Origin of the sequence: Pseudoalteromonas sp. A3 (assembly GCF_025942345.1) — a bacterium.
GTDB classification, from domain to species: domain Bacteria; phylum Pseudomonadota; class Gammaproteobacteria; order Enterobacterales; family Alteromonadaceae; genus Pseudoalteromonas; species Pseudoalteromonas atlantica.
Window position 1 is genome coordinate 1 of the sequence record NZ_JAPCKL010000005.1, and the last position, 25,665, is coordinate 25,665.

At 41.7% G+C, this 25,665-nt stretch carries 21 protein-coding genes; 14 read left to right on the forward strand and 7 right to left on the reverse strand.

What is annotated here, in order from left to right; genetic code table 11:
• The first annotated feature begins 612 nt into the window (after nt 1-612).
• Nucleotides 613-1,536 carry a glutaminase B gene (gene glsB, locus OIZ54_RS10470; protein ID WP_004588579.1) on the forward strand — a complete coding sequence of 308 codons (924 nt, stop codon included), beginning with the start codon at nt 613-615 and terminating at the stop codon, nt 1,534-1,536.
• A gap of 34 nt (nt 1,537-1,570) precedes the next feature.
• Here glsB and OIZ54_RS10475 read toward each other — a convergent pair whose 3' ends face one another.
• The gene (locus OIZ54_RS10475) at nt 1,571-2,875 is read right to left on the reverse strand and encodes an inosine/guanosine kinase (RefSeq protein WP_004588578.1); all 1,305 of its coding nucleotides are present in this window, start codon (nt 2,873-2,875) and stop codon (nt 1,571-1,573) included.
• 178 nt (nt 2,876-3,053) lie between these two features.
• Here OIZ54_RS10475 and tadA point away from each other — a divergent pair, with 178 nt between their 5' ends.
• Nucleotides 3,054-3,557, forward strand: a complete 504-nt coding sequence (gene tadA / locus OIZ54_RS10480) for a tRNA adenosine(34) deaminase TadA (protein ID WP_004588577.1) — start codon at nt 3,054-3,056, stop codon at nt 3,555-3,557.
• Here the strand turns inward: tadA and OIZ54_RS10485 are convergent.
• Together OIZ54_RS10485 and mltF are read right to left on the reverse strand one after the other, a co-directional pair.
• Complete coding sequence (locus OIZ54_RS10485) at nt 3,554-3,718, reverse strand: hypothetical protein (protein WP_004588576.1); 165 nt, start codon at nt 3,716-3,718, stop codon at nt 3,554-3,556. The genes tadA and OIZ54_RS10485 overlap by 4 nt on opposite strands.
• Before the next feature lie 245 nt (nt 3,719-3,963).
• Nucleotides 3,964-5,466, reverse strand: a complete 1,503-nt coding sequence (gene mltF / locus OIZ54_RS10490) for a membrane-bound lytic murein transglycosylase MltF (RefSeq protein WP_064386928.1) — start codon at nt 5,464-5,466, stop codon at nt 3,964-3,966.
• 211 nt (nt 5,467-5,677) lie between these two features.
• On the opposite strand from mltF, the gene purL reads away from it, so the two are divergent.
• The 4 genes from purL (at nt 5,678) to OIZ54_RS10510 (ending at nt 12,698) form a co-directional block, all read left to right on the forward strand.
• Nucleotides 5,678-9,568 (forward strand): phosphoribosylformylglycinamidine synthase, encoded by a 3,891-nt coding sequence (gene purL / locus OIZ54_RS10495; RefSeq protein ID WP_264390364.1) that lies wholly within the window; start codon nt 5,678-5,680, stop codon nt 9,566-9,568.
• A 133-nt stretch (nt 9,569-9,701) separates the two neighbouring features.
• Entirely contained in the window at nt 9,702-12,158 is a 2,457-nt protein-coding gene (locus OIZ54_RS10500; RefSeq protein WP_264390365.1) for a YdbH domain-containing protein, read from the forward strand.
• 2 nt (nt 12,159-12,160) lie between these two features.
• Entirely contained in the window at nt 12,161-12,358 is a 198-nt protein-coding gene (locus OIZ54_RS10505; RefSeq protein ID WP_004588572.1) for a YnbE family lipoprotein, read from the forward strand.
• 10 nt (nt 12,359-12,368) lie between these two features.
• A complete protein-coding gene (locus tag OIZ54_RS10510) occupies nt 12,369-12,698 on the forward strand; it encodes a YdbL family protein (RefSeq protein ID WP_004588571.1) in 330 nt (109 codons plus the stop codon).
• A gap of 37 nt (nt 12,699-12,735) precedes the next feature.
• Here the strand turns inward: OIZ54_RS10510 and OIZ54_RS10515 are convergent, their stop codons facing one another.
• Complete coding sequence (locus OIZ54_RS10515; RefSeq protein WP_264390366.1) at nt 12,736-13,284, reverse strand: DUF1415 domain-containing protein; 549 nt, start codon at nt 13,282-13,284, stop codon at nt 12,736-12,738.
• The gene (gene waaA, locus OIZ54_RS10520) at nt 13,281-14,564 is read right to left on the reverse strand and encodes a lipid IV(A) 3-deoxy-D-manno-octulosonic acid transferase (protein ID WP_264390367.1); all 1,284 of its coding nucleotides are present in this window, start codon (nt 14,562-14,564) and stop codon (nt 13,281-13,283) included. The genes OIZ54_RS10515 and waaA overlap by 4 nt, the downstream gene beginning before the upstream one ends.
• A gap of 182 nt (nt 14,565-14,746) precedes the next feature.
• Between waaA and OIZ54_RS10525 the strand changes: the two genes are divergently transcribed.
• Together OIZ54_RS10525 and hldE are read left to right on the forward strand one after the other, a co-directional pair.
• Nucleotides 14,747-15,337, forward strand: a complete 591-nt coding sequence (locus tag OIZ54_RS10525; RefSeq protein ID WP_004588568.1) for an SIS domain-containing protein — start codon at nt 14,747-14,749, stop codon at nt 15,335-15,337.
• Nucleotides 15,337-16,776, forward strand: a complete 1,440-nt coding sequence (hldE, locus tag OIZ54_RS10530) for a bifunctional D-glycero-beta-D-manno-heptose-7-phosphate kinase/D-glycero-beta-D-manno-heptose 1-phosphate adenylyltransferase HldE (RefSeq protein WP_029773562.1) — start codon at nt 15,337-15,339, stop codon at nt 16,774-16,776. Before OIZ54_RS10525 ends, hldE begins: the two co-directional genes overlap by 1 nt.
• A 98-nt stretch (nt 16,777-16,874) precedes the next feature.
• On the opposite strand, the gene OIZ54_RS10535 is transcribed toward hldE, so the two are convergent.
• Entirely contained in the window at nt 16,875-18,380 is a 1,506-nt protein-coding gene (locus OIZ54_RS10535) for a capsule assembly Wzi family protein (protein ID WP_264390463.1), read from the reverse strand.
• A gap of 211 nt (nt 18,381-18,591) precedes the next feature.
• Between OIZ54_RS10535 and OIZ54_RS10540 the strand changes: the two genes are divergently transcribed.
• The gene (locus OIZ54_RS10540; RefSeq protein WP_264390368.1) at nt 18,592-19,665 is read left to right on the forward strand and encodes a glycosyltransferase family 1 protein; all 1,074 of its coding nucleotides are present in this window, start codon (nt 18,592-18,594) and stop codon (nt 19,663-19,665) included.
• Entirely contained in the window at nt 19,662-20,744 is a 1,083-nt protein-coding gene (locus tag OIZ54_RS10545) for a glycosyltransferase (protein WP_264390369.1), read from the forward strand. Before OIZ54_RS10540 ends, OIZ54_RS10545 begins: the two co-directional genes overlap by 4 nt.
• On the opposite strand, the gene OIZ54_RS10550 is transcribed toward OIZ54_RS10545, so the two are convergent.
• Nucleotides 20,727-21,455 carry a 3-deoxy-D-manno-octulosonic acid kinase gene (locus OIZ54_RS10550; protein WP_264390370.1) on the reverse strand — a complete coding sequence of 243 codons (729 nt, stop codon included), beginning with the start codon at nt 21,453-21,455 and terminating at the stop codon, nt 20,727-20,729. The two genes, OIZ54_RS10545 and OIZ54_RS10550, sit on opposite strands and share 18 nt — an antisense overlap.
• 124 nt (nt 21,456-21,579) lie before the next feature.
• Here OIZ54_RS10550 and OIZ54_RS10555 point away from each other — a divergent pair, with 124 nt between their 5' ends.
• From OIZ54_RS10555 to tdh, 4 genes are all read left to right on the forward strand, one after another.
• Entirely contained in the window at nt 21,580-22,641 is a 1,062-nt protein-coding gene (locus OIZ54_RS10555) for a glycosyltransferase family 9 protein (protein WP_264390371.1), read from the forward strand.
• Entirely contained in the window at nt 22,638-23,195 is a 558-nt protein-coding gene (gene gmhB / locus OIZ54_RS10560; protein WP_264390372.1) for a D-glycero-beta-D-manno-heptose 1,7-bisphosphate 7-phosphatase, read from the forward strand. Before OIZ54_RS10555 ends, gmhB begins: the two co-directional genes overlap by 4 nt.
• Nucleotides 23,196-23,369: 174 nt before the next feature.
• Nucleotides 23,370-24,566: a glycine C-acetyltransferase gene (locus OIZ54_RS10565; RefSeq protein WP_024034359.1), complete on the forward strand. Its 1,197-nt coding sequence runs from the start codon at nt 23,370-23,372 to the stop codon at nt 24,564-24,566.
• A 49-nt stretch (nt 24,567-24,615) separates the two neighbouring features.
• On the forward strand, nt 24,616-25,641 hold the full coding sequence (gene tdh / locus OIZ54_RS10570; protein WP_004588559.1) for an L-threonine 3-dehydrogenase: 1,026 nt from the start codon (nt 24,616-24,618) through the stop codon (nt 25,639-25,641).
• Nucleotides 25,642-25,665: the final 24 nt, after the last annotated feature.

Consider the following 25,665-nt stretch of genomic DNA (forward strand, 5'->3'; position numbering starts at 1 on the left):
AGCATTTGCTATGTGAAAGTAGGACATTGCCAGGATTCAAATTAAAGAAACCCGTTACAGCGATGTAACGGGTTTTTTGCTGTCTGGGGTTTAGTAAATAACCAAGAGCCCACGCCAAACTCAGTAGTCAAACAAAACAGCTTGAAGGCGAGCCCCGGCCAACGATAATGTAGCATTTGCTATGTGACTCTCCACCGCTGTGGGCACTACGACATTACCAGGATTCAAATTAAAGAAACCCGTTACAGCGATGTAACGGGTTTTTTGCTGTCTGGGGCTTAATAAAAAGCCAAGATCTCATACTAACTCAGTCTCTGTAATGCCCGCCCTTGTAAATTCTTTGAGCCATAACATTCATATCCCTATATAACGCTAAGCTCCTGAAGCAAAGTCACGGCGCACATCGTGCTGAGTGTAATCAGTTTTTTATAGCCTCGCAAAATGATTAAGGCTTATTGCGGATTGGTATTACTTTGATATAGAAAATATCACTTTGAAAATAAACATTAAGTTCATGCTTATCTGCTATTTTATTCATGTAACATAGCTAGGCGTGCAGAAGTTGTGCGTGTTAAAATCAAATTTTTATAAATGCCAAAATAGAGGTGTCAATTGCCCACTGCTGACTACCAAACTGTACTAGATGAAATAGCACACGAAGTGCGCCCTTTGTTATCACAAGGTAAGGTTGCGGACTATATACCTGCACTTGCTGAGGTTTCTAGCGAGCAGTTTTCTATTGCTATTTATACCACTGATGGCGAAACCATTTGTGCGGGTGATTGCTCAAAACGTTTTACTATTCAGTCAGTTTCTAAAGTAATGACACTTACAATGGCGCTACAGCGCTATGGCGACGAGCTATGGCATCGGGTAGGCAAAGAGCCCTCAGGAACCGCGTTTAATTCTCTTACGCAGTTAGAGTTCGAAAAAGGCGTACCACGTAACCCTTTTATTAATGCTGGCGCGATTGTGACGTGCGATGCTTTGTACAGTCGATTATCAGCACCTCGCCACTCAATGCTTGAAACGTTTAGGTTACTTGCAGGTAATAGTGCAATAGTGATTGATAAAAAAGTGGCTAATTCTGAATACGAGTTTAGGCATAGAAATGCGGCAATGGCGCATTTAATGAAGTCGTTTGGTAATTTTGAGAATGACGTAGATGATGTACTTTGGTCTTACTTTAATTTTTGTGCGATTGAGCTTAACTGTATTGAGCTAGCTAGAGCGTATAACTTTTTAGCGAATAAAGGGGTTGATTACAGCTCGGGTAAGCGCGTTTTGAGTAGTCGCCAAAATAAACAATTAAATTCGATTTTATTCACCAGCGGCTTATATGATGCGGCAGGTGACTTTGGCTACAGAGTGGGAATGCCGGGTAAATCGGGTGTGTCAGGCACTATATTGGCGGTATTACCGGGTAAGTTTACAGTGGCAGTATATTCACCAGGGCTTAATGAATTTGGTAATTCTGTGGCGGGGATAGCAGCATTAGAGCTGCTATCTAAAAAGCTCGATATTTCGATTTTCTAAAATACCGCAATAGGGAGTACGTAAAGCTCCCTATTTATTGGTCCCAGTACACTTGCTCAAGGCAGTCTTCGCGCTCTGGCAACCCACGTGATAAACGTGGAGAGTGCTGTACTAATACCTCGTAACTTGCGCGGTTAGCGTACTTACTAATTTGTGCAAGAGAAGAGTAGGTAATGGCCTTTTGTTCGTGTTTTGCTGAGTTAGCGACATTTAACTTATGATAAACGTTTGCTGATAAATCGTGTAACACGGCAGCCAACGCACAATCGCCAGCACCATTGGTGTTTTTGATTGAATCAGGCCCACCCATGAATGGCGCCGTATGGCTATACGCTTTTATCGGGTTTTCGCAATCGGATTTTTTCATTGCACGAGAAAACTCATAGCGATTAAAATCGGCAATGGCACCTGGTAATAGTGGGTACTCGGTTGCACGTTTAAAGCTCTCATCAACGTAACCGGCCATAAATAAGCCTTTTTCGCCAGCGGTACAAATAACTAAGTCTACCCAGTCAAGTGCTTTGTCTGCGGCTAATAATGGGTCTTCAAAGCCAGTAATTGCTAGCCCTTCTTCTTCGTTCATGGCAAGTATATCGACATGCTCGTTTACAAAGTTAGCCCACCAGGTTGGATCTTGCTCAATTAAAAACTTAGTGCCGAGTGTTAAAACTACCGGTACACCTGCATCGTTAGCGTATTTAACTGCTTGCATGGTTGCTTCAGTCATTGTTTCATCACCCTGTGTACGCATTAGGTAGGCGCTGATCACAAGTGCTGATGACTGCTCAATTAAGTGTTTATCGATAGACTCAGGCTTTAAGTGATTCATTAAACCGGCGCTAATTGCGAATGTACGCTCGCCTGTTTCATCAATTAAAGTAAAACAACGGCCAATAGGGCCATCGACAGGTTGTAAATAGTCTAAATCAACGCGGCTTGATGTGTTACATAAAAAGCGGTAGGCATAGCTGCCAATTTTTATGTTTTCACTCATAACACCGAGCAATACTGAACGGTCATCTGCTAGTACAGAGTAGTTATGCATTGTGTTACCAATGGTGCCACCGGCAAATTCGTAATCAACCATGTCGTTTAGTTTTAAACGGTCGTAAAGTGCGTTAGTAATATCGCTATCAATAACTTGCGACATTCCTCGGCGAAGTTGAAACTCGTCTAAAAAAGCCTGATCGACTTTGGCTTCAATATCAACAACGATCTGGTCGATACCCGTAATGTAGCTACGTTGTAATCGCTCAGTTGCGTTTAGCTGATTAGTAAGTGGATCTTTAGCTTCCACTGGAAAATAATGTTTATGTCTGCGGCGTCCAGGAAATTTCATTTGCTACCTGTGTTGTGAGCTAAATAAAAAAAGCGTGAGATTATAGCGTAAATCACACTCTATGAGCCACGATAAACCACATTATTTTGTTTTATTTTTGCAATAATTTAATCAATTACGCATTTTAAACAGGCAAGTTGATATAATAGCGAGAGAAAATTTATTTAAAGTAAGCACTATGAACGATCTTAAAAGCGATGAGTATTGGATGGAGCAGGCATTAGTTTATGCCAATAAGGCGCAGCAATTGGGCGAAATTCCGGTAGGAGCTGTCCTTGTGAAAGATAACACGCTTATTGCAGCAGGTTATAATCGTTCAATTACTGATAACGATCCCTCTGCGCACGCCGAAATGATTGCAGTTCGTGAAGGAGGAAGAGCTTTAAATAATTACCGTTTAATTGATTGCACTTTGTACGTTACGTTAGAGCCATGCTCTATGTGTGCCGGGCTGTTAGTGCATAGCAGAATAAAGCGCCTTGTGTACGGTGCGCCTGATGCTAAAACAGGCTCGGCTGGATCTATTATGAACTTATTGCAAGAGCCGAGGCTGAACCATCAGGTAGAGGTATTAGGTGGGGTGCTTGGTCAAACCTGTGGGAGTACTATTTCGGCGTTTTTTAAACAACGCCGAGAACAAATTAAAGCGGCTAAAAAAGCAGCTCGCCAAATTAGTGACTAGTTAGCCTTATCTGAATCTACTTCTATCATTTGCTGCATAGCAAACATACGACGACGCCAAATAATTTTTTTATGTAAGTTACGTAGCATAATACGACGTCTGGTGGCTGTTGAATGAATAATATTGCGTTTTAGTTTTTGCGTGCGTCTACGTTTTAGCATGTGTTCTCCTAATGCGTGAGAGTGAGAAAGGCACAAGATATATATTAAAAATCAGGTAAATATACTATAAACACACATTAGTGATCATTTCATGACAAGTAAACAGATTTTTAATTTAGTTACTAAGGTGGTTAAGCCTGAAGGGGAAATTAGCGCCTGCTAAGATGAGAAAATAAGCATTTAATGCCCACATTTTAATGTTTCACAGGCCTGAGCAGCCCATTTAAAACGTAAATATAAACGCTTTACTGAGACTGCTGCGTGTTATTTTCACCTTGCTTACTTTTTTCTTCAGGTGAAAGCGAAGGGGTAGGTTTGGTTTTATCGTTGTTTATAGGCTCTTTGCTTGGTTGAGCTGCTTTTTCAACTTCAGGTGCTTCAGGTTCTGGCTCTGGCGCTAGGGCATTATTTTCATCAAGCCATACAAGTGCATCGTAATACCTGCGAATGTTATCAACATATTTTACCGCAACATCGCCACGCGCATAGCCGTAACGGGTTTTACGGTAATAACGTTTTTTGATTAAAAGTGGTAAGCGCTTTTTAACGTCGGCCCATTTATCAGGGCTCGCCCCTTGTTGTTCGGTAATAATGCGCGCGTCGTTAACGTGCCCCCAACCTACATTATAGGCTGCCAGTGCAAGCCAAGTTCTATCGGGCTGCGGGATTCTATCGGGGATGCGTTTAACGAGCTTAGCTAAGTATTTAGCTCCGCCACGGATGTTTTGCTCTGGCTCTAACCTATTTGTTACGCCCACTTGTTTAGCGGTACTGCGTGTCAGCATCATAATGCCTCTTACACCTGTAGGCGATTTAGCGCGAGGGTTCCACATAGATTCTTGGTAGCTAAGCGCAGCAAGTAAGCGCCAGTCAAGGCTACCTGCATATTGCTCAAACCAAGGCCTGTAAGTGGGGAGCGTTTCTTTTATAGCCTCTATGTATGCAAGCGTATTAACGTAGTTAAACTGGCGTACGTGCCCAAAGTACTTTTCTTCGAGCACATACAGTTGGTTACTTTGTTTTACGTCACCAAAAAAGGGCACTAGCAGTGCATAAAGCGAATCATCTTTTGATTTATTAAGGATCCAAGCTATGGGGTCATTTCGGGTAACTGAAAAGCCGATACTTAAATTTGGGTGGTAGCGTCTAAACAGCGAAAGCGTGTGTGAGTCGGCGAGGGTGTAATCTATTTCGCCATCGATAACGGCTTGTAAAAGCTCCTCTTCATCGAGTTCTTCGGTTTCTTGCCAAGTTAAATCTGGGTTACTCTTTTTTATTTTTTGTAAGGTTAAAGAGTGGCTACTTTTGGCTATAACTGTAAAGTTTCCATCAAGGTCGTCAAATTCACGTGGGCGAACTCGACCTTGTTTATAAACCAACTTTTGGCTAATTGTTCTGTAAGTGGGGCCATAGCGGTATTGCTGTGCACGCACTTTGTTGTAGGTAAGTCCTGAGGCTATTAAGTCTAAATCGCCGCTTTCAAGGCGCTCAAACATATCGGATAAATTAAAAAACGGTACTATTTCTAGTTCAACACCTAGGTAGTCGGCAAAAGCTTGAGATAGCTCGTATTCAAAACCTTGCTCGCCTTGCACGGCTTGGTAGTAGTTGCTGGCACTGGCAAGGGTACCTACACGTATTTTGTTTTGTGCTTTAATTTGGGCAAGTTGAGTTTGTTGCTCCTGCATATTACACGCACACAACAACATAACTAAAGTGATGATAATTATTAGCTTTTCTTTCAACATTAACCGCCCCATAAAGCTCATACCCCGTTATACCAAAACTTCACTATGGCGTCACTTAGCGTTTAGCTTTTATTGGTAATTTTGCTGCTGTTTATATAAATAAAAAGTTAATTTTCTGAAAAGCGTAATTTGGAGTTAAAACTCGGTGCTACATAGACTATAATGCCCGCCTAAAATATCGTTCAATCCCTAACCCCGGATGAAATTATCTATGTTGATCCTTCGTGGTGCACCAGCACTTTCAGAGTTCAGAGTTAATAAAATTTTAGCGCGTTGCAAACTATCGCAACTTCCAGTCACCAATGTATATGCCGAGTATGCACATTTTGCCGATTTAACCTCGCCTTTGAGTGTTGATGAGCAAACTAAGCTTGAAAAACTACTTACTTACGGTCCAACTATTGCCGAGCATACCCCAGCTGGCACACTTATTTTAGTTACCCCTCGCCCTGGCACCATTTCACCATGGGCATCTAAAGCAACTGACATAGCGCATAACTGTGGCCTTAAACAGGTTCACCGTGTTGAGCGTGGTATTGCTTATTACGTAGAAGGTGAACTAAGTGCAGATCAGCTTGCTCAAGTAACTGCGTTATTACACGACCGTATGACTGAGGCAACGCATAGCGAACTTGCTTCTGCAGCGCAGTTATTCCGCAATGACTCACCTCGCGAAATGTCATCAGTTGACATTTTAGGTGGCGGGCGCGAAGCATTGGCTGCGGCAAACGTTGAACAAGGTTTTGCGCTTGCTGATGACGAGATAGACTACTTAGTAGAAAACTTTAAAAAGTTAGGCCGTAACCCTAACGACATAGAGTTATTTATGTTTGCGCAAGCAAACTCTGAGCATTGTCGTCATAAAATATTTAATGCTGATTGGACAATTGATGGTATTGAGCAGCCTAAATCGCTGTTTAAAATGATCAAAAATACATTTGAGCACAATCCTGAAAATGTGCTGTCGGCGTACAAAGATAACGCAGCAGTAATGAAGGGATCAAAAGCGGGTCGTTTCTTCCCGAATGCGCAAGGTGAATATGCGTATCATCAAGAAGACATAGAAATTTTAATGAAGGTAGAAACCCATAACCACCCAACAGCTATAGCACCATTTTCTGGTGCGGCTACAGGCTCAGGTGGTGAAATTCGCGATGAAGGCGCAACAGGCCGCGGCTCTAAGCCAAAAGCGGGTTTAGTTGGTTTTACGGTTTCTAACTTACGTATTCCGGGTTACGAGCAACCATGGGAAAGCGACTTTGGTAAGCCTAATCGTATCGTAAATGCGCTTGATATTATGATGGACGGCCCTTTAGGTGGCGCGGCATTTAATAATGAGTTTGGACGTCCTAACTTATTAGGTTACTTCCGTACCTACGAAGAAAAAGTAACAAGTCACAATGGTGAAGAGGTGCGTGGTTACCACAAGCCTATTATGCTTGCCGGTGGGTTAGGTAATATTCGTGCTGATCATGTTCAAAAAGGGGATATTCCAGTCGGTGCAAAACTTATTGCACTAGGTGGCCCTGCAATGAACATTGGTTTAGGCGGCGGTGCAGCATCAAGCATGGCATCGGGCCAATCAAACGAAGATTTAGATTTTGCTTCTGTACAGCGTGAAAACCCAGAAATGGAACGCCGTTGCCAAGAAGTGATCGATAAGTGTTGGCAACTAGGGGATGAAAACCCAATTGCGTTTATTCACGATGTAGGCGCCGGTGGTTTATCTAATGCGTTTCCTGAGCTTGTAGATGATGGTGGCCGTGGTGGTAAATTCCAACTACGTGATATTCCTAACGATGAGCCTGGCATGGCCCCACACGAAATTTGGTGTAACGAATCGCAAGAACGTTATGTACTGGCTGTTGCTGTTGAAGACTTTGATCGCTTTGAAGCCATTTGTAAGCGCGAACGTGCGCAGTACGCAGTAATAGGTGAAGCCACAGAAGAGCGCCACTTAACTGTTGCCGACAGCCACTTTGATAACAGCCCTGTTGATTTGCCGCTTGATGTATTATTAGGTAAAGCACCTAAAATGCATCGCGATGTAACTTCAAAGCAAGTTACCGGTAAGGCAATTGATGCAGAGTCGATTGATATAGCTGAGGCTGCTCAGCGTTTATTACGCTTACCTACCATTGCAGAAAAAACATTCTTAATTACCATTGGCGATCGCTCGGTTACCGGTTTAGTAGCACGAGATCAAATGGTGGGTCCTTGGCAAGTACCTGTGGCTAACTGTGCAGTTACCGCAGCAACGTACGACACATACCACGGTGAAGCTATGTCACTGGGTGAGCGCACGCCGGCAGCATTATTAAATTATGGTGCATCGGCGCGTTTAGCCGTGGCAGAGTCGTTAACTAATATTGCCTGTGCCAACATTGGCAGCCTAGAGAACATTAAGCTATCGGCTAACTGGATGGCTGCAGCAGGTCACCCTGGTGAAGACGCCGGCCTTTACGAAGCTGTAAAAGCGGTGGGCGAAGAGCTTTGTCCTGCGCTTGGTTTAACTATACCTGTAGGTAAGGATTCTATGTCGATGAAAACGACATGGAAAAACGAAGATGATAGTGCTGAGCAATCAGTTACTTCTCCGTTATCTCTTATTATTACTGCCTTTGGCCGTGTTGACGACGTGCGTAAAACAGTGACTCCGCAGTTACGTACTGATAAAGGCGATACATCACTTATTTTAGTTGACTTAGGCGCGGGTAAAAACCGACTGGGCGCATCAAGCCTTGCACAGGTTTACAAGCAGCTTGGTGATGTTACTCCAGATGTTGACAGCCCTGAGCTACTTAAAGGCTTTTACAATGCCATGCAAGCACTTGTCGCTGATAGCAAGCTACTTGCCTATCATGACCGCTCAGACGGTGGTTTATTTACTACGGTAACTGAAATGGCATTTGCTGGGCACACCGGTGTGACTGTTGATTTAGCTGGGTTAACAGGGACAGACCTAGAAGTACTTTATAACGAAGAGCTTGGCGCGGTAATTCAAGTTGCTAACAGCGATTTAGATGCCGTAAATGCTGTGTTTGAACAACACGGTGTAGCTGCAATTAGCCACGTGATTGGCTCGCTTAATAGCGACGATAGCATTGTATTTAACCGCGGTGAGCAAACTGTACTTAATCATACTCGTACTGAATTACGTACTATTTGGGGCGAAACAACGTACCAAATGCAAGCACGTCGTGATAACCCTGATTGTGCTAAGCAAGAGTTTGATGCCAAGTTTGATGCAAAAGATCCAGGCTTAAACGTAAAACTTAACTTTGACTTAAACGAAGATATAGCCGCACCGTACATTGCAACGGGCGCTAAGCCGCAAATGGCTATTTTACGTGAGCAAGGCGTTAACTCGCATTTAGAAATGGCTGCTGCGTTTAACCGTGCTGGTTTTGCCGCTGTTGATGTACACATGAGCGATATCCTCGAAGGGCGTTTAACCCTTGAGCAATTTAAAGGCTTAGTGGCGTGTGGTGGTTTCTCTTACGGTGACGTATTAGGCGCCGGTGAAGGTTGGGCTAAGTCTATATTGTTTAACGATATGGCACGCGATCAGTTCCAAAACTTCTTCCACCGTGAAGACACCTTTAGCTTAGGTGTGTGTAATGGTTGTCAAATGTTATCAACATTGAAAGAGTTAATTCCGGGTACTGAGCATTGGCCACGTTTTGTAACAAATAAGTCAGAGCGTTTTGAAGCTCGCTTCAGTTTAGTTGAAATACAAGAAAACCCGTCTGTATTCTTTAATGGAATGGCTGGGTCGCGTATGCCAATTGCTGTATCTCATGGTGAAGGCCATGCAGAATTTGCAAACGATACCGCCACTAAAGCTGCGCTTGAAAGCGGCACTGTTGCGGTTAAATTTGTAGATAACTATGGTAATCCGACAACGCAATATCCGGCTAACCCAAATGGTTCACCAGAGGGTATTACCGGTATTACCTCTACTGATGGCCGTGCCACTGTAATGATGCCACACCCTGAGCGTGTATTCCGCGCTGTTGCTAACTCGTGGCACCCAGATGAGTGGAAAGAGGATAGCCCATGGATGCGTATGTTCCGCAACGCACGTAAAAATGTAGGTTAAAAACGACATATACAAGTTAGATTCATAATCTAGCTGTAAAATAAAAAAGGCTGCACTGTGCAGCCTTTTTTGATTGCGTAGATTTAAAATTACGATAGTTTGTAAGGTATGAATAAAAGCTTATAAGGACAGTATGTTAAAGCGCATTGGTTTAATTATGGGTGCTGTATTGCTAAGTATAGTTTTGCTTGGCTATATATTTCGTTTGCCACTATTACAATGGGCTGTAGCGCCTGAACTTGAAAAAGAAGGTGTTACCTTAAGCTGCTTAGATTTTTCGCTTACGAGTAAGTTAAATGTGCACGTACAAAAAGCCTGTTTAAGTTACCAAAATCAAGAGCTTGCTCTTACAGGTATTACTGCTAATACTAAGCATGTTAAAGTTAAACACGCAGTACTTAATGTAAATCCATTTCCTCAAAGTAGTAAAACAAGCACTGCTGCCACAATTTTAGATTTAGCGCTTCCTGAAAAAAGGCCAACAATTACAGTTGAGCATTTAACTATACACAGTGCGCTTTTAAAGCGCCCGCTAATGCTAAATATCACCGAGCCCACGCTTAACCAGTTTGTAGTCAATGGTGATTTAAACGCAAGCGCAACGCTTTACAATAATAAGGTACAAGGGCAGCTTAAAATAAATGATGGATTATTGAAGCAACTACTTAAAACAGATAATGAGTTATTAAGTGGACTTAGCTTTAATACAGCGCAAACATTTAGCTTTAACGGGGTAGAGGCAAGCCTTAGTGGTGATTTACAAGCCCAGTATGACTATAAAATACAAAGCTGCGATATAACAAACAGCTCCAAAGGTGTGCTAAGTGCTACCTATAATTTAAATAGCCAAAACCTTGAGCTTGACCCAAGCAAGCTTAAAAATAATGTAAAACTTAGTAATAACTGCCAATCTCTTATTCCTGAAAGTGCCTACAAGTCATTTGCTGTAAAGCAGCTTCCACTTAATTGGCAGTGGGCTTTAGCTAAACCAATTAACTTTGCACATAACAACCTAACCTTACCGTTAATAACGCTCAAAAGTGCAGAGCAAGCCAAGCAAAATATAGATATAACGTTTACAGATACGTTTATAAATACTGCAGCACCGTTACAAAGCGCCCGCACACAGCTAAAGGCACAGCTACATACAGATGAAATAGACGCTATAACGCTAAGTACGCAGCTTAAAAACGCTCAATTAAGCGGTAATTATGATATTGCGCTTACCGCTTTGCCTGAATTTTTACCGGCTGAGGCTAACAATATTAAAGCTAAAGGGGACTTTACAGTCACTCAACTTATTGACTTTAAGCCAGAAGGTAGCGCACGTATTGAGTTAAGCGTTGATAGCGCAGCTGCTTATGGCAGCGCTCTTAACGGCTACACAGGTAACCTTGAAGCAAGTATGAATGAAAAGCTCGATGCAAAAGTAACGCTTAAAAGTAAGCTTAAAAGCGTGCAATACAACGAATATAAACTCACTGGTATTAATAACACCCTTAGTGCAAGGGCAAGCTTAGGTGTGGGAGAGTTATTTGCTCACTTAAATGCAAACACCCAAATAAATACACTCACTAGTCCAAATGTCGATTTAAATACTATAAACGTAACGTCAACTGGGCTGCAAAGTCGCGCGCTTAAAGCGTCTCATCATGTATTTGTAAATGGTGTTGAGTTGGTGGCCAATCACCATGTTTCAAAGGTAGCGCATCCGTTTGAAGTGATTATACCAGAGCAAAGTGTGCTTTCGTTAAATTCAATCGTTAGCCAATTTGAACCGTTAGCTCAGCTAACCCAAGGAAAATTGGGTGGGCGTATAAGTGGTGATGTAAATTTACAAAAAGCAAATTTTACTTTAACGATGACTGATACCATTGCACTGTATAACGACTACTTAGCTAATCAATTTAGTATGCAGCTAGGTGGGCAGTACGATTCAGGACAGCTTAATGTTGCCCCTACTACCTTTAATGTTAATGAATTACGTGCAGGCGCTGTAGTTAAAAGTATCACGGGTAATATTAAAGTGGTTAATAATAGCGCGCAGGCCTTTGATGTTGAAGGCGATATTTTGGGTGGTAAATTTTCTTTAGATAAATACACACTTTTAAAGCAGCAGCAAACAGCGAATGTTACGTTTGAAAATGTTGATGCCAGTAAATTAATAACGCTTGACGATAAGTCGGGTATTACCCTAACAGGTAGGCTAAAAGGGTCGTTACCATTTTATTTTGATGAAACAGGGGTTGAGGTAAAAAATGGCAGCCTAGCCAATCAAGGCCAAGGTAAGCTTATTATTAGTAATAACGAAGCGTTTGACGCTGTTATGCGCCAGCAACAAGAGTTACAACCTGTGCTTGGGTTGCTAAAAAACCTTGATATACAAAAGCTTAATAGTACAGTAGCGCTTAAAAGTGATGGCTGGTTAAACTTAGGTGTTAACTTACAAGGTTTTAATGAGCCAGAGCAGCAACAAGTTAACTTTAATTATAATCACGAAGAAAACGTGTTTACGTTGCTAAGAGCGCTTAGACTGAGCGACGAAATAACGCAAAAAGTTGAGCAGCAATACTCTAAAAAAGGAAACTAATGATGAAAAATTTGTTGAGCATTAAGGCCGTTATTGCACTTGCTGCTATTAGCGCTTTAAGCGCATGTACCCACAGAGTAGAGGTGGCAGCGAAAGAGCCGATAACGATCAATCTAAATGTAAAAGTAGATCACGAAATTCGAGTAAAAGTAGATAAAGAACTCGATAACTTATTCAGTGACGACAGTGAATTATTTTAGGAGCTAAATGATGACTATAAAAAATAAATTAAGTATTGCTACTCTAGTAAGTGCGGTATGTTTGTCGTTTTCGGCGTGGGCTATTAGTTTAGATGATGCTAAAAACCAAGGCTTAGTGGGTGAAGATAGCTCAGGTTACTTAGGGCTTGTGGTACAAAACAGCGAGGCAAAAGCCGTGGTTGAGGAAATTAATGCTAAACGTAAAGCACAGTATTTAAAGCTGGCTAAAAAGAACGATTTATCGCTGGCACAAGTAGAAGCACTCGCAGCAGCTAAAACAATCGAAAAGACCAAAAGTGGCCACTATATTGAAGTGAATGGTAACTGGGTTAAAAAGTAATACAAGCAGCTAAACATATTACTTAAGAACCGAGCGTTTAGGCGCTCGGTTTTTTTATATTTGCTAAAAGTTGCTGCCAAAAGTCGAATCCTTTGCGCCTTGCAAGCTTTATATTGTGCTCTGGTATAGATTCAGGCTCGTTATAGTTATCAAGCGCTTCGCTCATACTCAGTTCGCGAATTAAATGCAGTGTAGGGTAGGGGGCTCGGTTAGTGTAATTTGCCGCATCATCTTCATCGCTGTCGGCAAACACGTAATCGGGATGAAAATTAGCAATTTGGTATTTACCTTCAAACCCTTGCGCTACCAGTAAGGCATTGGCTAAATCGACTAAATCTAAAAAGTCTTCAAAATCGCTAAAGCCGTTATCAAACAGTATTAATGTGGTTTCGCGCTCTGCATTTTGATCAAGCTGCACACACTGCTCTAGCATGTCCATTACAGCGTCATCAATTTTTGTTGCAGGGCTAAGCACATAATGAATACAGTTGTTTTCTACTTCTTTACGGGCAAATGGGCAAAAATTATATTTTACAATAACGGATGATACCCACTCGCGGGTTTGGGAGATTGCTTGATGAGTCATGCTTTTGGCTCTAAATACTGATTTATAATGGTTAATGTTTTTTCAATGGCGCCTTGGTTTTTTACTACACATTGCTGCGCTTTAATACCCAAGCTTTGGCACGCTTTGGTGTTTTGGCTTAAATTAATTAATTGTTTAGCAAGCTCATCGGTATTTTCAACAACGACAGCCCCTTTAAGTTTAATTAACTCAGGGTAGATATGATCAAAATTATACGTGTGTGGGCCTGTAATAACACCAACCGAAAAAGCAGCAGCTTCAAGTGGGTTGTGCCCACCTCGGCGAATTAAACTGCCGCCTATGTAACTTACATTCGCTGCGCCATATAAACACTGAAGTTCGCCCAGTGTATCAGCTAATAGTACCTGCTCGTTTTGATAGTTATTGTTGCTGCGACGACTAAAGCTAAGTGGGCTTTGAGTTAACGTATCGGCTACTTTATCAAATTGCTCAGGGTGGCGCGGTGCTATAACTAAAAGTGCATTAGGGTATTTTTTTAATAGCTGCTGATAGGCGTTTAATATCATTTCGTGTTCAAGCGGGTGAGTGGAGCCTGCCACCCATACAAAACGTTCTTTGGTTTTATATTCGGCTTTAAGATTTGCAACTTTAGTTAGTTGCTCATTGCTTGGCGTAATGTCGAACTTTATTGAGCCTGTAACATGGCTTTTTGAAGGGGGTAAACCAAGTTCAATAAAGCGCTTAGCATCATTTTTATTATGACTTGCAAGCACTGAAATTGAACGCATAATTATATGCGTTAACCCTGCCACCTTTTGATACCCCTGTTGCGATTTTTCGCTTAGGCGAGCATTAAGCACTAATACCGGAATATTCTTTTTATGGCTTATTGCCATTAAATTAGGCCACAGCTCAGTTTCTAAAATACACAGTGCCTGTGGATTTACGCGCTTTAAAAATCGAGCGCTCGAACCTGCAAAGTCTATAGGTAAATAACAACACGCCACGGTATTTTTGTATTGTTCACTAATTTGCGCACGCCCGGTAGGAGTATTGCAGGTAATAAGTATATTAAGCTGCGGGTGTTGTTTTTGCAGAGCTTTAATCAGTGGCGCTGCAGCAAGGACCTCACCTACAGAAGCGCAGTGGAACACAACCGGTTTAGCGCTATTATTAAATAAGTGTTTGCTAATAAAACCAAAGCGCTCTTTAAAGTGCGCGCGGTAGCCTTTATTTTTTTTACCTCTTAGTACATACAAGTAAAATACAATCAGTGGGCTAATTAAAATTAAAGCGAGTGAGTAAAAAATGCGTGCCATACTGAACTTTTATTAAGGTAAGTGGCGCTAGTTTAACGCGAAAGTGATAATTTCTGAACATGTGAAGCACTAAATTATAATTCAGTTCAGCTATATTCCCATAAAATACACACAACTAAATAAAACTATGGAATAATGGATTTAATTTTTTCCTGCCATTTCAGTTCCTAGAGGAATTTTTCATGTCAATTATCGATTCTGTGGCAACAAGCTACGTTGAAAGTTTAAACCGTCATCAAGCCTTATTTGAAACGATGGAGGCTTATCATCAAGAGTCTATGCAATTATTAGAAGCGTGCCACAGTGCATTGCAAGCTGGTGGTAAGGTTATTTGGTTTGGTAACGGCGGAAGTGCTGCCGATGCACAGCATTTAGCTGCCGAATTTGTCGTGCGTTATAAGTTAGAGCGTGGCCCACTTGCCTCAATGGCGCTGACCACAGATACCTCAATATTAACTGCGCACAGTAACGACTACCACTTTGATACGGTATTTGAACGTCAAGTTCAGGCTTTATGTAAACCAGAAGATTTAGTGATTGGTTTAACAACCTCAGGTACCAGCGCCAATATTAATTTAGCACTTGAAGCGGCTAACAAGATTGGCGCGTTTACGGTTGCCTTAACCGGTCGCGAGGGCGGTAAAGTAAAAGACATTGCTAAATTGCCCATTATTATAAAAAATGATGAAACAGCCCGTATCCAAGAGGCACATATGTTTATTGGCCATTGGTTATGTGAAGCTATCGATATGGTTGTTGCGGAGCAGCAGTAATGGATTTATCGCTATTAAAAAACTTATCTAAAGCGCGTATTTTAGTTGTCGGCGATGTCATGCTAGACAGATACTGGTATGGCGATACAGGGCGTATTTCGCCAGAGGCTCCAGTACCCGTTGTTAAAGTAAGCAAGTTTGAAGATAAAGCGGGTGGCGCTGCAAATGTTGCAAAAAACATTGCGCGACTTGATGCCAAAGTGGGCTTACTTGGTTTAATTGGTGAAGATGAAAGCGGGCAAATCTTAGAAACTATTTTAAAAGGTGAAAAAATACATTCACAGCTTGTTAGTGTATGCGATTTACCCACTATTTCTAAAATGCGTGTAATTAGCCGCCATCAACAACTTGTGCGCCTAGATTTAGAAGAAACCTTTAGCGAGCAGCATAGCCAGTTGTTATTAAACCGTTTAGAGCTGGTGCTTGATGATTACGACTTTGTGGTATTTTCTGATTACAGCAAAGGCTCGCTGAGCTTAATTAAAGAAATGGTTAGCGTTGCTAAAGCGGCGGGTAAAACTGTACTTATAGACCCTAAATCGCCCGATTTGCACTTATACGAAGGCGCAGACTACATTACCCCTAATTTACATGAATTTAATTTGGCTGGGGGTAAAACAGGCTCTGAAGAAATATTAGCACAAAGCGCGCGTGAGCTAATTAGTAAAAATGGTATTAAAGCCATGCTACTTACACGCTCTGAGCAAGGTATGTCATTAATTAACGCCGATGAAAAACACGACTTTGCAGCGCAGCAGCTAGAAGTAAGTGATGTAACTGGCGCAGGCGATACTGTTATAGCCACGCTTGCGGTGATGCTAGGGGCAGGTATGGAGCCTAAAGATGCGGTAGAAATTGCTAATTTAGCCGCAGGCATTGTAGTAAGTAAGTTGGGGGCGGCAACGGTTTCACCAGAAGAGCTTAGCCAAAAGCTTGGCCAATACTTACACACCAATGGCGAGCACTACCAAACTCCGTTTGACGATGTGCTGCAACACATTGAGTTTGCTAAACAAAATGGCGAAACGATAGTGTTTACCAATGGCTGTTTTGATATTTTACACGCAGGCCACGTACGCTATTTAGCCCAAGCTAAAGCGCGTGGAGATAGACTCGTTGTTGGTTTAAATAATGATGATTCAATTACGCGTTTAAAAGGCCCTGAGCGCCCTATAAATCCGCTTGATGAGCGCGCAATGGTATTAAGTGCACTTGCCTCTGTGGATTGGGTAATTCCCTTTGGCAGCGCGGACGAAAACGACACACCGGCTAAATTAATCGAGCAAATAAGCCCCGATATTTTAGTTAAAGGTGGTGATTACACTGTAGAGCAAATAGCTGGCGCCGATCATGTGCTACGCCATGGTGGCAAAGTAGAAGTGCTGACATTTTTAGATGGTTGTTCAACCTCTAAGGTAATTAGCAAAATAAAGCAGTGATATTTGCTGATTAAATAAAAAAGGGTTGAAAACGCAGTTTTCAACCCTTTTTTTGTTATAAATAGCTGGCTTTAAAATGCTATTTTTAAATATACGGTTTAAAAATTATATTCGTACTTAGCAAACGCTGATGTGTCGTTTTCTGCGCCATCGTTGTTTGATGCAAAAGCGCCGAGCGTTAAGCGCCCACCCATAGCCAGCTGCCTGTAGCGTAGCTCAACTTGTTTTGAGTTATAACCGGTTTTGGTAATTGTATTACCTAAATCGGGGTTACTAGGGTAACGGTCGAGATTATCGCTGTTGTAATCCACACTACGTAGTTTTACTTGCCAGTCATCGCCATTTGAAAGCTGACCTAAAAGTGTTAATACCACTGACTGCGAATCATTATCAAAGGTTGAGCCAATAGTGCGACCGTGGTAACGATAGCCCGATTTATAATCGGAGTGTTCGTAGTAGCAGTTTTCATTGGTTGATTCGGCCGAGCACGATACACCTGTGTCTATGTATTCAACGTTAACGAGCACATTTTGATTGTAAATGCGCTGCGTAGTTTGTACGCCAAATAAGTACGCTCTGTCGGCAGGTTTGAATTGCGAGCTGGCATCTTCGCCAATTGTACTTGCGTAGATTGCATAGGGGTGACTAAATAAAGTGTCAGACCAACGCACATCTATGCCAGCAAGCTGATTACCAATTTTAGACTCCAGTGAGCTATCACAATTTTCATTGCCATCAATACAACTAGTTTGCCCAGTAATAACATCAATAAAATCACCTGCTGAGCTTGGTTGGCCTTCACCGGCCCACTGCGCAGACCAACTTAAAGCAATTTCAAGCTGTTGTATCGGGCGAAAGTTAACACGGCTACTCCAAAGCAGCGCATCAGGAATAACGCGGGTCGATTCTAACTTTGCCATTTGCGCGGTAAAGCTCCATTGGCCAAGCCAACTTAACCAAGATGTTTCAAACGCTGTGCTTTGCTCACGGGTTACACTTAGTGCCGGCAGTGGCTTTGCATTACCCGACATAATTAAACTGTTATCAACACCTGGGCCCCAAAACTGCTCTACGGCACCGGCTCTAAAAATCCAATTGCCTAAGCGGTAGGCTAAGTAGCTATCGTCAAATGAGGTATCGTTACAATCTTCAAGTGCTTGTTCGTTAGTGGCTATATCATCGGTTGTTTTGCCATCAACTAAGCATTGTTTACCATCGTTACGGTAATTAATGGCTACCTTCGCCGCAAAGTTATCGCCAAGGTAGGCGTAGGCCGCAGAAAGCTCAGATTCTTGTGTGTTGGTTGCCCCAAAGCTGGTGGCTATAATTGGGTCTGATGCGGCAAACGCTGAGAGTTGTACACTGTGCGAGCTGCTGTTTTCTGACTTATAACGATGTTTTACACGAAGCAGTGCATCTTGCAGGCTGGGAGATAAAAGTTCAAGCTTGCTCGATTCTAGCTCGCCAATAAAGCTTTTCCACATTAGCGGGTAGGTGGTTACAGGCGCTAAAATAACACCGGCATCGGCCAGTTGTTGAATGTCAGCTCGTAGACCGTAATCGTCTGGCTTTACCCAGGGCTCTGCTGTTACTGATGCGCTCATAGCGCAAAAAAGAGAAGAAAGTAGAAAGATTCTGTTTCGCAAAGTTCAGATCCTTGTGATTAAGATTGCGGCTAAGTTTACCAATCTAACATGGCTATTGCAGTAAATAATCTATTTTAGGGCGTTAAATTTGTGTATAAAAATGTAACCTAGCTATCGTAAAAACAATGGGGTTGATATACTGCTGCGCAAATAGGAAATAGAGAATGCAATGAGCAACAAACGACTTTTATTTATACCCGTATCATCGCCACAAGGAATAGGTGAATACATGCGCTCGTTGTTGCTAGCCCAAAGCCTTGAAAGTGAATGTCTAGGTTCACTTACTATCCATTTTGTTTTAAATAAACACACGAACTACGCTAAAAACTGCCCATATGATACCACCTTGCTTGAGCGCTCTGCGACTAAAGAGCGCGATAAAGTGTGTGAAGTTATAGCCGATTTTAAACCTGACATTGTAATATTTGATTGTGCAGGGCGCGCTGCTCACATGAAAGCTGCAAAAAAAGTGGGTGCCAAAGTGGTGTTTATTTCTCAGCATGCGAAAAAGCGAGCGAAGGGCTTAAAACTTAACCGTATCAACTTAATTGATAGCCATTGGGTGGTACAGCCTGATTACTGCATTGAACCGCTGAGCTGGGCTGAAAAAGCTAAAATAGATATGTTTTCTTTGGCTATGCCTAAAAACGTGGGCCCTTACATAGCATTTTCATCAGCGTGCGATACCAAACAGGTGTTAAAAAAATATCAGCTTGATGAACAAGGCTACTTTATTGTGAGTGCAGGCTCTGGCGGTCATGTACTAGATAATCAAAACTGTGCAGATGTATTTTTTGCCGCCGCAGAGCAAATTTCATTGCAAACAGGGTTAAAGGCGGTGGTGGTATTTGGCCCTAATTATGATAAAGCGTTGCCAGCATCAAATACTGTTATAAATTTGGATACGTTAGAAAATAGTGAGTTTTTGTCGCTTATGGAGCAAGCTAAATTTGCGTTGTTAAGTGCTGGCGACACCCTATTGCAGGCGATTGCTGTTAAAACGCCTGCTGTGGCATGCGCTATATCAAAAGATCAAACACAGCGCCTAGCAAGTTGCGCCACAACTGGCGTGGTAATTAAAGCAAACTTTGAGATTGAAGACATAGTAAATAAAGCCAGTGCTTTACTAATAGAGCCGCATTTTAACCAGCTACTAGAAAAATATTCTTTGCTTGAAAGCGCCCATAGCTATGAAGAAATAACGCAAGGGGTTAAAAGCATGATGATGGTTGCCGATAGATGAATATAGTGATTGTAATAGACTCGTTAGCGGGTGGCGGCGCCGAAAAAGTGATGCTAACCCTTGCTCAGCAGCTAGTAAAAACGCATAGCGTTACTATTTTATCGTTGGCTAATAAATATGAATACACGATCCCTGCGAACATAAAGGTTGAAAGTTTATTCAGTGATAAAGCCACTAAAGTGGATCGCTTTTGGAAAATAAACAAAAGTGTAGCAAAACTAGAGGCGTGGTTTAATAACAAACAAAAACAAATTGGCCCCATAGATTTAGTGCTTAGCAATTTAGATAGAAGCAATAACTTATTGGCTAAAAGCCAAATTAAAAATGTTCACTTTGTTATGCATAACTCTGTTAATGCAGAGCTGGCGAGGCAAAAAAAGTTAGGCCCGTTTTCTTATCACTATCTTAAAAAGTCAAAGCAAAACTTAAACGGAAAATCCTTGGTGTGCGTGTCTAAAGGGGTAGAGCAAGAAATTACCCAAGGGCGTTTAATTAGCCCAAGCGCCATCACAACTATTTATAATCCCTTTAATTTAGCAGATATAAAGCGGCTCTCAGATGAGGTTAATACGCAAATACCACAATCACCGTATGTTATTCATGTAGGGCGGTTAGCTAAACAAAAGCGCCACGATATTTTATTTGCGGCATTTGCAAAGCTTGATAAAAAATACAAATTAGTCCTTTTATGCAATAAGCCTAGCAAAGCATTTAAGCTTGCAAAAACGTATGGTATAGAGGGACAACTTATAGTGCCAGGGTTTGAACAAAATCCGTATAACTGGATTAAGCAGGCTGAGGCATTAGTATTAAGCTCTGATTTTGAAGGGCTCCCTACAGTGTTAATTGAAGCATTAGCTGTTGGCACACCTGTAGTAAGTACTAACTGTACGTTTGGACCGAGCGAAATTTTAACAAACGACTTGGCTAAATATTTAGCGCCTGTAGGGCATAGCGATGAGCTAGCGGCTAAAATTGAGCTGGTTTTAAACGCTAAGCCTAATGTAGATAATGCCGACATTTTACAAAAGGTAACGGCCGAACAAGTTGCTAAGCAATACCTAGCTTTGTGTGGTTAATTGCTCTTTATAAATAGCCAATAAAGTTTGCCAGTCATTACTTTGCCAATAAAAAGCGTTGTTACGTCCTTGCTCTTTTAAAAATGAGCGCTCTAAACGTGCCATATTACTTTGTTGCCATTGCTTGTTAGGTGGTTTTATTTCGCCGCGATCAAAGTCGATAATATAAACCTCGCCCGTTTCATTAAATAAAATATTATTTATATTCAAATCAGCGTGGTACACACCTTTTGAGTGAAATAGCGCAACAGTATTGGCAATGCGCTTGAGCTCATCTTCTGTTAGTGGGCGTTCAATTAAAATATCGAGCAGGCTTTTAGCCCCTTTTACAGCCTCTGTAATTATATCGCCACGATAAATTAAGCCAGAGGTTGTTACCTTGGCGGCAATGGGTTTTGGTACATTTAAGCCAAGCTCAATAAGCCTTATCATTAAGCTGAACTCTTTATACACACGGGTGTTTTTAAGCCCAGGGTAGAGGTACTGATCGCTTAACAACTTGCCAACTAAACCGCCGCGCCAATAGTGCCTAAGTACAGCGGTTAAATCATCGTGTTTAAAAAACCAGGCTGTGGCGCGGCCTTTTTTAGCACCGACTATTTTATTTTGCTGTTGCCAATAATCTGCATTGAACCAGTTTAAATCAACCTCGTTAAAATAATCTGGGTGGCTTAAAATAGTGTGCTTACCTTGCGTTAGTGTTTTAAACATAGCTCGTTAAAATAATTCAATAATGCGTGTATATTAACGTGTTTTATAGCGCAGCATAAGTGCTTGCATTAGTGCGAGTATAATTTAAGATCGCAGTCTATTATTTAAAGCCAAAGTGGAACGCGTGACTCAAGTGCCTAATTACTCCTCAATTTGTATTTTAAGACTCTCTGCCATTGGTGATGTGTGTCATGCCGTTAGTGCTGTACAAGCCATTCAAAAAGCACACCCCAATGCAAAAATAACGTGGGTAATGGGTAAAATAGAAGCCATGTTACTTGCCGATTTACCTGGAGTTGAGCTGGTGGTTTTTGATAAAAAACAAGGTAAGGATGCACTTAAAAAGTTAGCACATTCTTTTAAAGGGCAGCAGTTTGATGTGCTACTTAATATGCAAGTCGCATTAAGAGCTGGCTTTGTTGCACGCTGTATTCCGGCTAAAGTAAAAATAGGCTTTGATTGGGCACGTTCAAAAGAATTACATAGCTTGTTTATAAATAAACGAATAGCCCCACAAAAAGAAGCGCATGTGCTAGAGGGGTTTAAAGGCTTTGCGGGTGCCATTGGAGTTAAAGACTATTCACCTACCTGGGATATGCCTTATACCTTAGCGGATGAGAACAAAGCAGATGAGCTATTAGGGCCTGCGCATTTGGCAAATAAGTTATTGGTAATATCGCCAGCGGCCAGTAAAGCACAGCGAAACTGGTTGCCAGAGCGCTACGCTGCCCTTGCTGATTACGCGCATGAGCAGGGCTTTAACGTAGTACTAACGGGCGGCCCAACTGAGCTTGAGATTAATTTAGCTAATCAAATTATAAAACACAGTCACTGCACTATTTTAAACTTAGTAGGTAAAACAAAACTTAAAGAGCTGTTATGTGTGCTTAAGCGCGCTGATTTAGTTTTAGCCCCCGATACCGGCCCTGCACATATGGCGGTAACGGTAGGTACGCCGGTTATTGGTTTATATGCGCATTCTAATCCTGCACGTACAGGCCCTTATTTATATCAAGACTACGTAGTTGAGGTGTATCATCAAAATCTGCTAAAGCAAACGGGTAAAACAGCTCAACAATTGCCTTGGGGTACGCGCGTTAAGGGAGATGACCTTATGAGCCAAATAACCGTAGACAGTGTTAAAGCTATGTTTGATCATGTGGTACAAAGAGAGTCTATAAAATGAGTGTAACAGAAAAAAACAAAGCACTTTTTTTAGACCGAGATGGCGTGGTAAATATTGATCATGGCTATGTGTATCGAAGTGAAAAATTTGAATTTATAGACGGTGTGTTTAGTACCTGTAAAGCATTTTATGATGCAGGTTATAAAATTATCATAGTGACTAATCAATCGGGAATAGGGCGAGGTTACTACACTGAAGATGACTTTTTAGCTTTAACTCAGTGGATGAAAACACAATTTAGTAAGCACAATATTAAAATTACAGATGTGTATTTTTGCCCGCACCATCCCAAAAAAGCGATGGCGCAATATTTAAAACAGTGCCAGTGCAGAAAGCCAGCTCCAGGTATGCTGTTACAAGCTATGCAAGAGCATAATATTGACCCTTCGAGCAGTGTTATGGTGGGTGATAAACTGAGCGATATGCAAGCGGCACAAAAAGCAGCTATTAGCACGCGAGTGCTAGTTCGCTCTGGTCAACAATTTGACGAAACCGCTAAACAATACGCCGATTTAGTGATTGACTCTATTAACGATTTACCAGCACACTACTAGGTATAAAGTGCGTTTATATTTTCGCAACTAAAGTGTTAAGTATTGCTGCCATTACCTGTATTAGCGACGAGCTGCAAACAGTGCATTTTACTTGTTAAACTTTTACAATACACCCCAAAATAAACAGTGGCTTTAATGTTGTTGTTTACCCGTTCATTTAATTGGAGACTACAGATGAGAGCATCTGCTTTTTTTAGCCAACTACAAGAGCAAATTGAAGACGTTAAAGCGCAAGGTTTGTATAAAAGTGAGCGTATTATTACCTCGCAGCAACAAGCTCAAATAGAAGTTGCATCTGGCGATAAAGTTATTAATTTTTGTGCTAACAATTACTTAGGCTTAGCAAATAGCCCTGAGCTAATTAAAGCAGCGCAAGGTGGTTTAGATGACCATGGCTTTGGTGTTGCTTCAGTGCGTTTCATTTGCGGCACGCAGGATATTCATAAAACACTAGAGCAAAAAATTAGTGCGTTTTTAGAAACCGAAGATACAATTTTATACTCGTCTTGTTTTGATGCTAACACGGGCCTATTTGAAACTATTTTAGGCGCTGAAGATGCTATTATTTCTGACTCTCTAAATCACGCATCAATTATTGATGGCGTACGCTTATGTAAAGCTAAGCGTTTTCGTTATGCTAATAACGATATGGAGGATCTTGAAAAGCAACTTATTGCAGCTGATGAAGCGGGCGCTAAAACAAAATTAATTGCCACCGATGGCGTGTTTTCTATGGATGGCGTAATTTGTAACCTTGAAGCTGTGTGTGACCTTGCCGATAAGTATGATGCATTAGTGATGGTTGATGACTCACATGCGGTAGGCTTTGTTGGCGAAAACGGTAAAGGTACGCCTGAGTACTGTAATGTGCTTGACCGTGTAGATATTATTACCGGCACGCTAGGTAAAGCGCTGGGCGGTGCATCAGGCGGTTATACATCAGGTAAAAAAGAAATTGTTGAATGGCTACGTCAGCGTTCGCGCCCTTACTTATTCTCAAATTCATTAGCGCCTTCAATTGTAACTGCGTCAATTAAAGTACTCGAAATGCTTGAAAATGGTGGCGAGTTACGCGCTAAACTTTGGTCAAATGCTAAATATTTCCGTGAGCAAATGGAAGCTGCAGGCTTTACGTGTGCGGGTAAAGATCATGCCATTATTCCTGTAATGCTTGGCGATGCTAAAGTTGCTTCATTAATGGCAGACAAGCTACTCGCTGAAGGCATTTATGTAACCGGCTTTTCGTTCCCTGTTGTGCCAAAAGGCCAAGCGCGTATTCGTACACAAATTTCAGCTGCGCACAGTATTGAACAACTAGACACCGCAATTGCTGCCTTTACCCGTATTGGTAAAGAAATGGGCGTTATTTAATTTTTTATAAACCGAAGTATTGCTTCGGTTTTTTAGTTGAGTGTTAACTATGAAAGCCTTATCAAAATTAAAAGCCGAAACCGGCATCTGGATGACCGACGTACCCAAGCCTGAAGTAGGTCATAACGATCTACTTATTAAAATTCGTAAAACCGCGATTTGTGGCACCGACGTTCATATTTATAAATGGGATGAGTGGTCACAAAAAACCATTCCAACCCCTATGGTTGTAGGCCATGAGTACGTGGGTGAAGTGGTTGATATGGGCCAAGAAGTACGTGGCTTTGCAGTAGGTGACCGCGTATCTGGCGAGGGACATATTACGTGTGGGCATTGTCGTAACTGTCGTGCTGGTCGTGTGCATTTGTGCCGAAATACAACGGGTGTAGGTGTTAATCGCGAAGGCGCATTTGCAGAATATTTAGTTATTCCGGCCTTTAATGCGTTTAAAATTCCTGACAATATTTCTGACGAGCTTGCGTCTATTTTTGACCCGTTTGGTAATGCTGTGCACACCGCTTTATCGTTTGATTTAGTGGGCGAAGATGTGCTTATTACAGGGGCTGGGCCAATTGGTATTATGGCGGCAGCCGTTGCTAAGCATGTGGGTGCTCGCCATGTTGTGATTACCGATGTTAACGAATACCGTTTAGAGCTTGCGCGTAAAATGGGCGCTACACGTGCCGTAAACGTTGCGAATGATAAGCTTGAAGATGTAATGAATGAGCTAGGTATGACTGAAGGTTTTGATATTGGCCTTGAAATGTCAGGTGTGCCAAGCGCCTTTAATTCTATGTTAAATAACATGAACCATGGTGGCAAAATTGCCATGTTGGGTATTCCACCATCAGATATGGCCGTAGATTGGAATAAAGTTATATTTAAAGGCTTAGTGATCAAAGGTATATATGGTCGCGAGATGTTCGAAACGTGGTACAAAATGGCAAGCTTGATTCAATCAGGCCTTAATTTAGACCCTATTATTACGCATCAATATTCGGTAGATGACTTCCAAGCTGGCTTTGATATGATGATTTCAGGTCAATCTGGTAAAGTAATTTTAAACTGGGAATAGTTTAAAGTTTGCATACAGAGGCGG

What these genes read in the sequence shown, in the direction of transcription:
- OIZ54_RS10475 (WP_004588578.1), bottom strand. Translation starts at nt 2,875, where the DNA reads ATGAAATTTCCTGGACGCCGCAGACATAAACATTATTTTCCAGTGGAA.
- tadA (WP_004588577.1), top strand. Translation starts at nt 3,054, where the DNA reads ATGAACGATCTTAAAAGCGATGAGTATTGGATGGAGCAGGCATTAGTT.
- OIZ54_RS10485 (WP_004588576.1), bottom strand. Translation starts at nt 3,718, where the DNA reads ATGCTAAAACGTAGACGCACGCAAAAACTAAAACGCAATATTATTCAT.
- mltF (WP_064386928.1), bottom strand. Translation starts at nt 5,466, where the DNA reads ATGTTGAAAGAAAAGCTAATAATTATCATCACTTTAGTTATGTTGTTG.
- purL (WP_264390364.1), top strand. Translation starts at nt 5,678, where the DNA reads ATGTTGATCCTTCGTGGTGCACCAGCACTTTCAGAGTTCAGAGTTAAT.
- OIZ54_RS10500 (WP_264390365.1), top strand. Translation starts at nt 9,702, where the DNA reads ATGTTAAAGCGCATTGGTTTAATTATGGGTGCTGTATTGCTAAGTATA.
- OIZ54_RS10505 (WP_004588572.1), top strand. Translation starts at nt 12,161, where the DNA reads ATGAAAAATTTGTTGAGCATTAAGGCCGTTATTGCACTTGCTGCTATT.
- OIZ54_RS10510 (WP_004588571.1), top strand. Translation starts at nt 12,369, where the DNA reads ATGACTATAAAAAATAAATTAAGTATTGCTACTCTAGTAAGTGCGGTA.
- OIZ54_RS10515 (WP_264390366.1), bottom strand. Translation starts at nt 13,284, where the DNA reads ATGACTCATCAAGCAATCTCCCAAACCCGCGAGTGGGTATCATCCGTT.
- waaA (WP_264390367.1), bottom strand. Translation starts at nt 14,564, where the DNA reads ATGGCACGCATTTTTTACTCACTCGCTTTAATTTTAATTAGCCCACTG.
- OIZ54_RS10525 (WP_004588568.1), top strand. Translation starts at nt 14,747, where the DNA reads ATGTCAATTATCGATTCTGTGGCAACAAGCTACGTTGAAAGTTTAAAC.
- hldE (WP_029773562.1), top strand. Translation starts at nt 15,337, where the DNA reads ATGGATTTATCGCTATTAAAAAACTTATCTAAAGCGCGTATTTTAGTT.
- OIZ54_RS10535 (WP_264390463.1), bottom strand. Translation starts at nt 18,380, where the DNA reads ATGAGCGCATCAGTAACAGCAGAGCCCTGGGTAAAGCCAGACGATTAC.
- OIZ54_RS10540 (WP_264390368.1), top strand. Translation starts at nt 18,592, where the DNA reads ATGAGCAACAAACGACTTTTATTTATACCCGTATCATCGCCACAAGGA.
- OIZ54_RS10545 (WP_264390369.1), top strand. Translation starts at nt 19,662, where the DNA reads ATGAATATAGTGATTGTAATAGACTCGTTAGCGGGTGGCGGCGCCGAA.
- OIZ54_RS10550 (WP_264390370.1), bottom strand. Translation starts at nt 21,455, where the DNA reads ATGTTTAAAACACTAACGCAAGGTAAGCACACTATTTTAAGCCACCCA.
- gmhB (WP_264390372.1), top strand. Translation starts at nt 22,638, where the DNA reads ATGAGTGTAACAGAAAAAAACAAAGCACTTTTTTTAGACCGAGATGGC.
- OIZ54_RS10565 (WP_024034359.1), top strand. Translation starts at nt 23,370, where the DNA reads ATGAGAGCATCTGCTTTTTTTAGCCAACTACAAGAGCAAATTGAAGAC.
- tdh (WP_004588559.1), top strand. Translation starts at nt 24,616, where the DNA reads ATGAAAGCCTTATCAAAATTAAAAGCCGAAACCGGCATCTGGATGACC.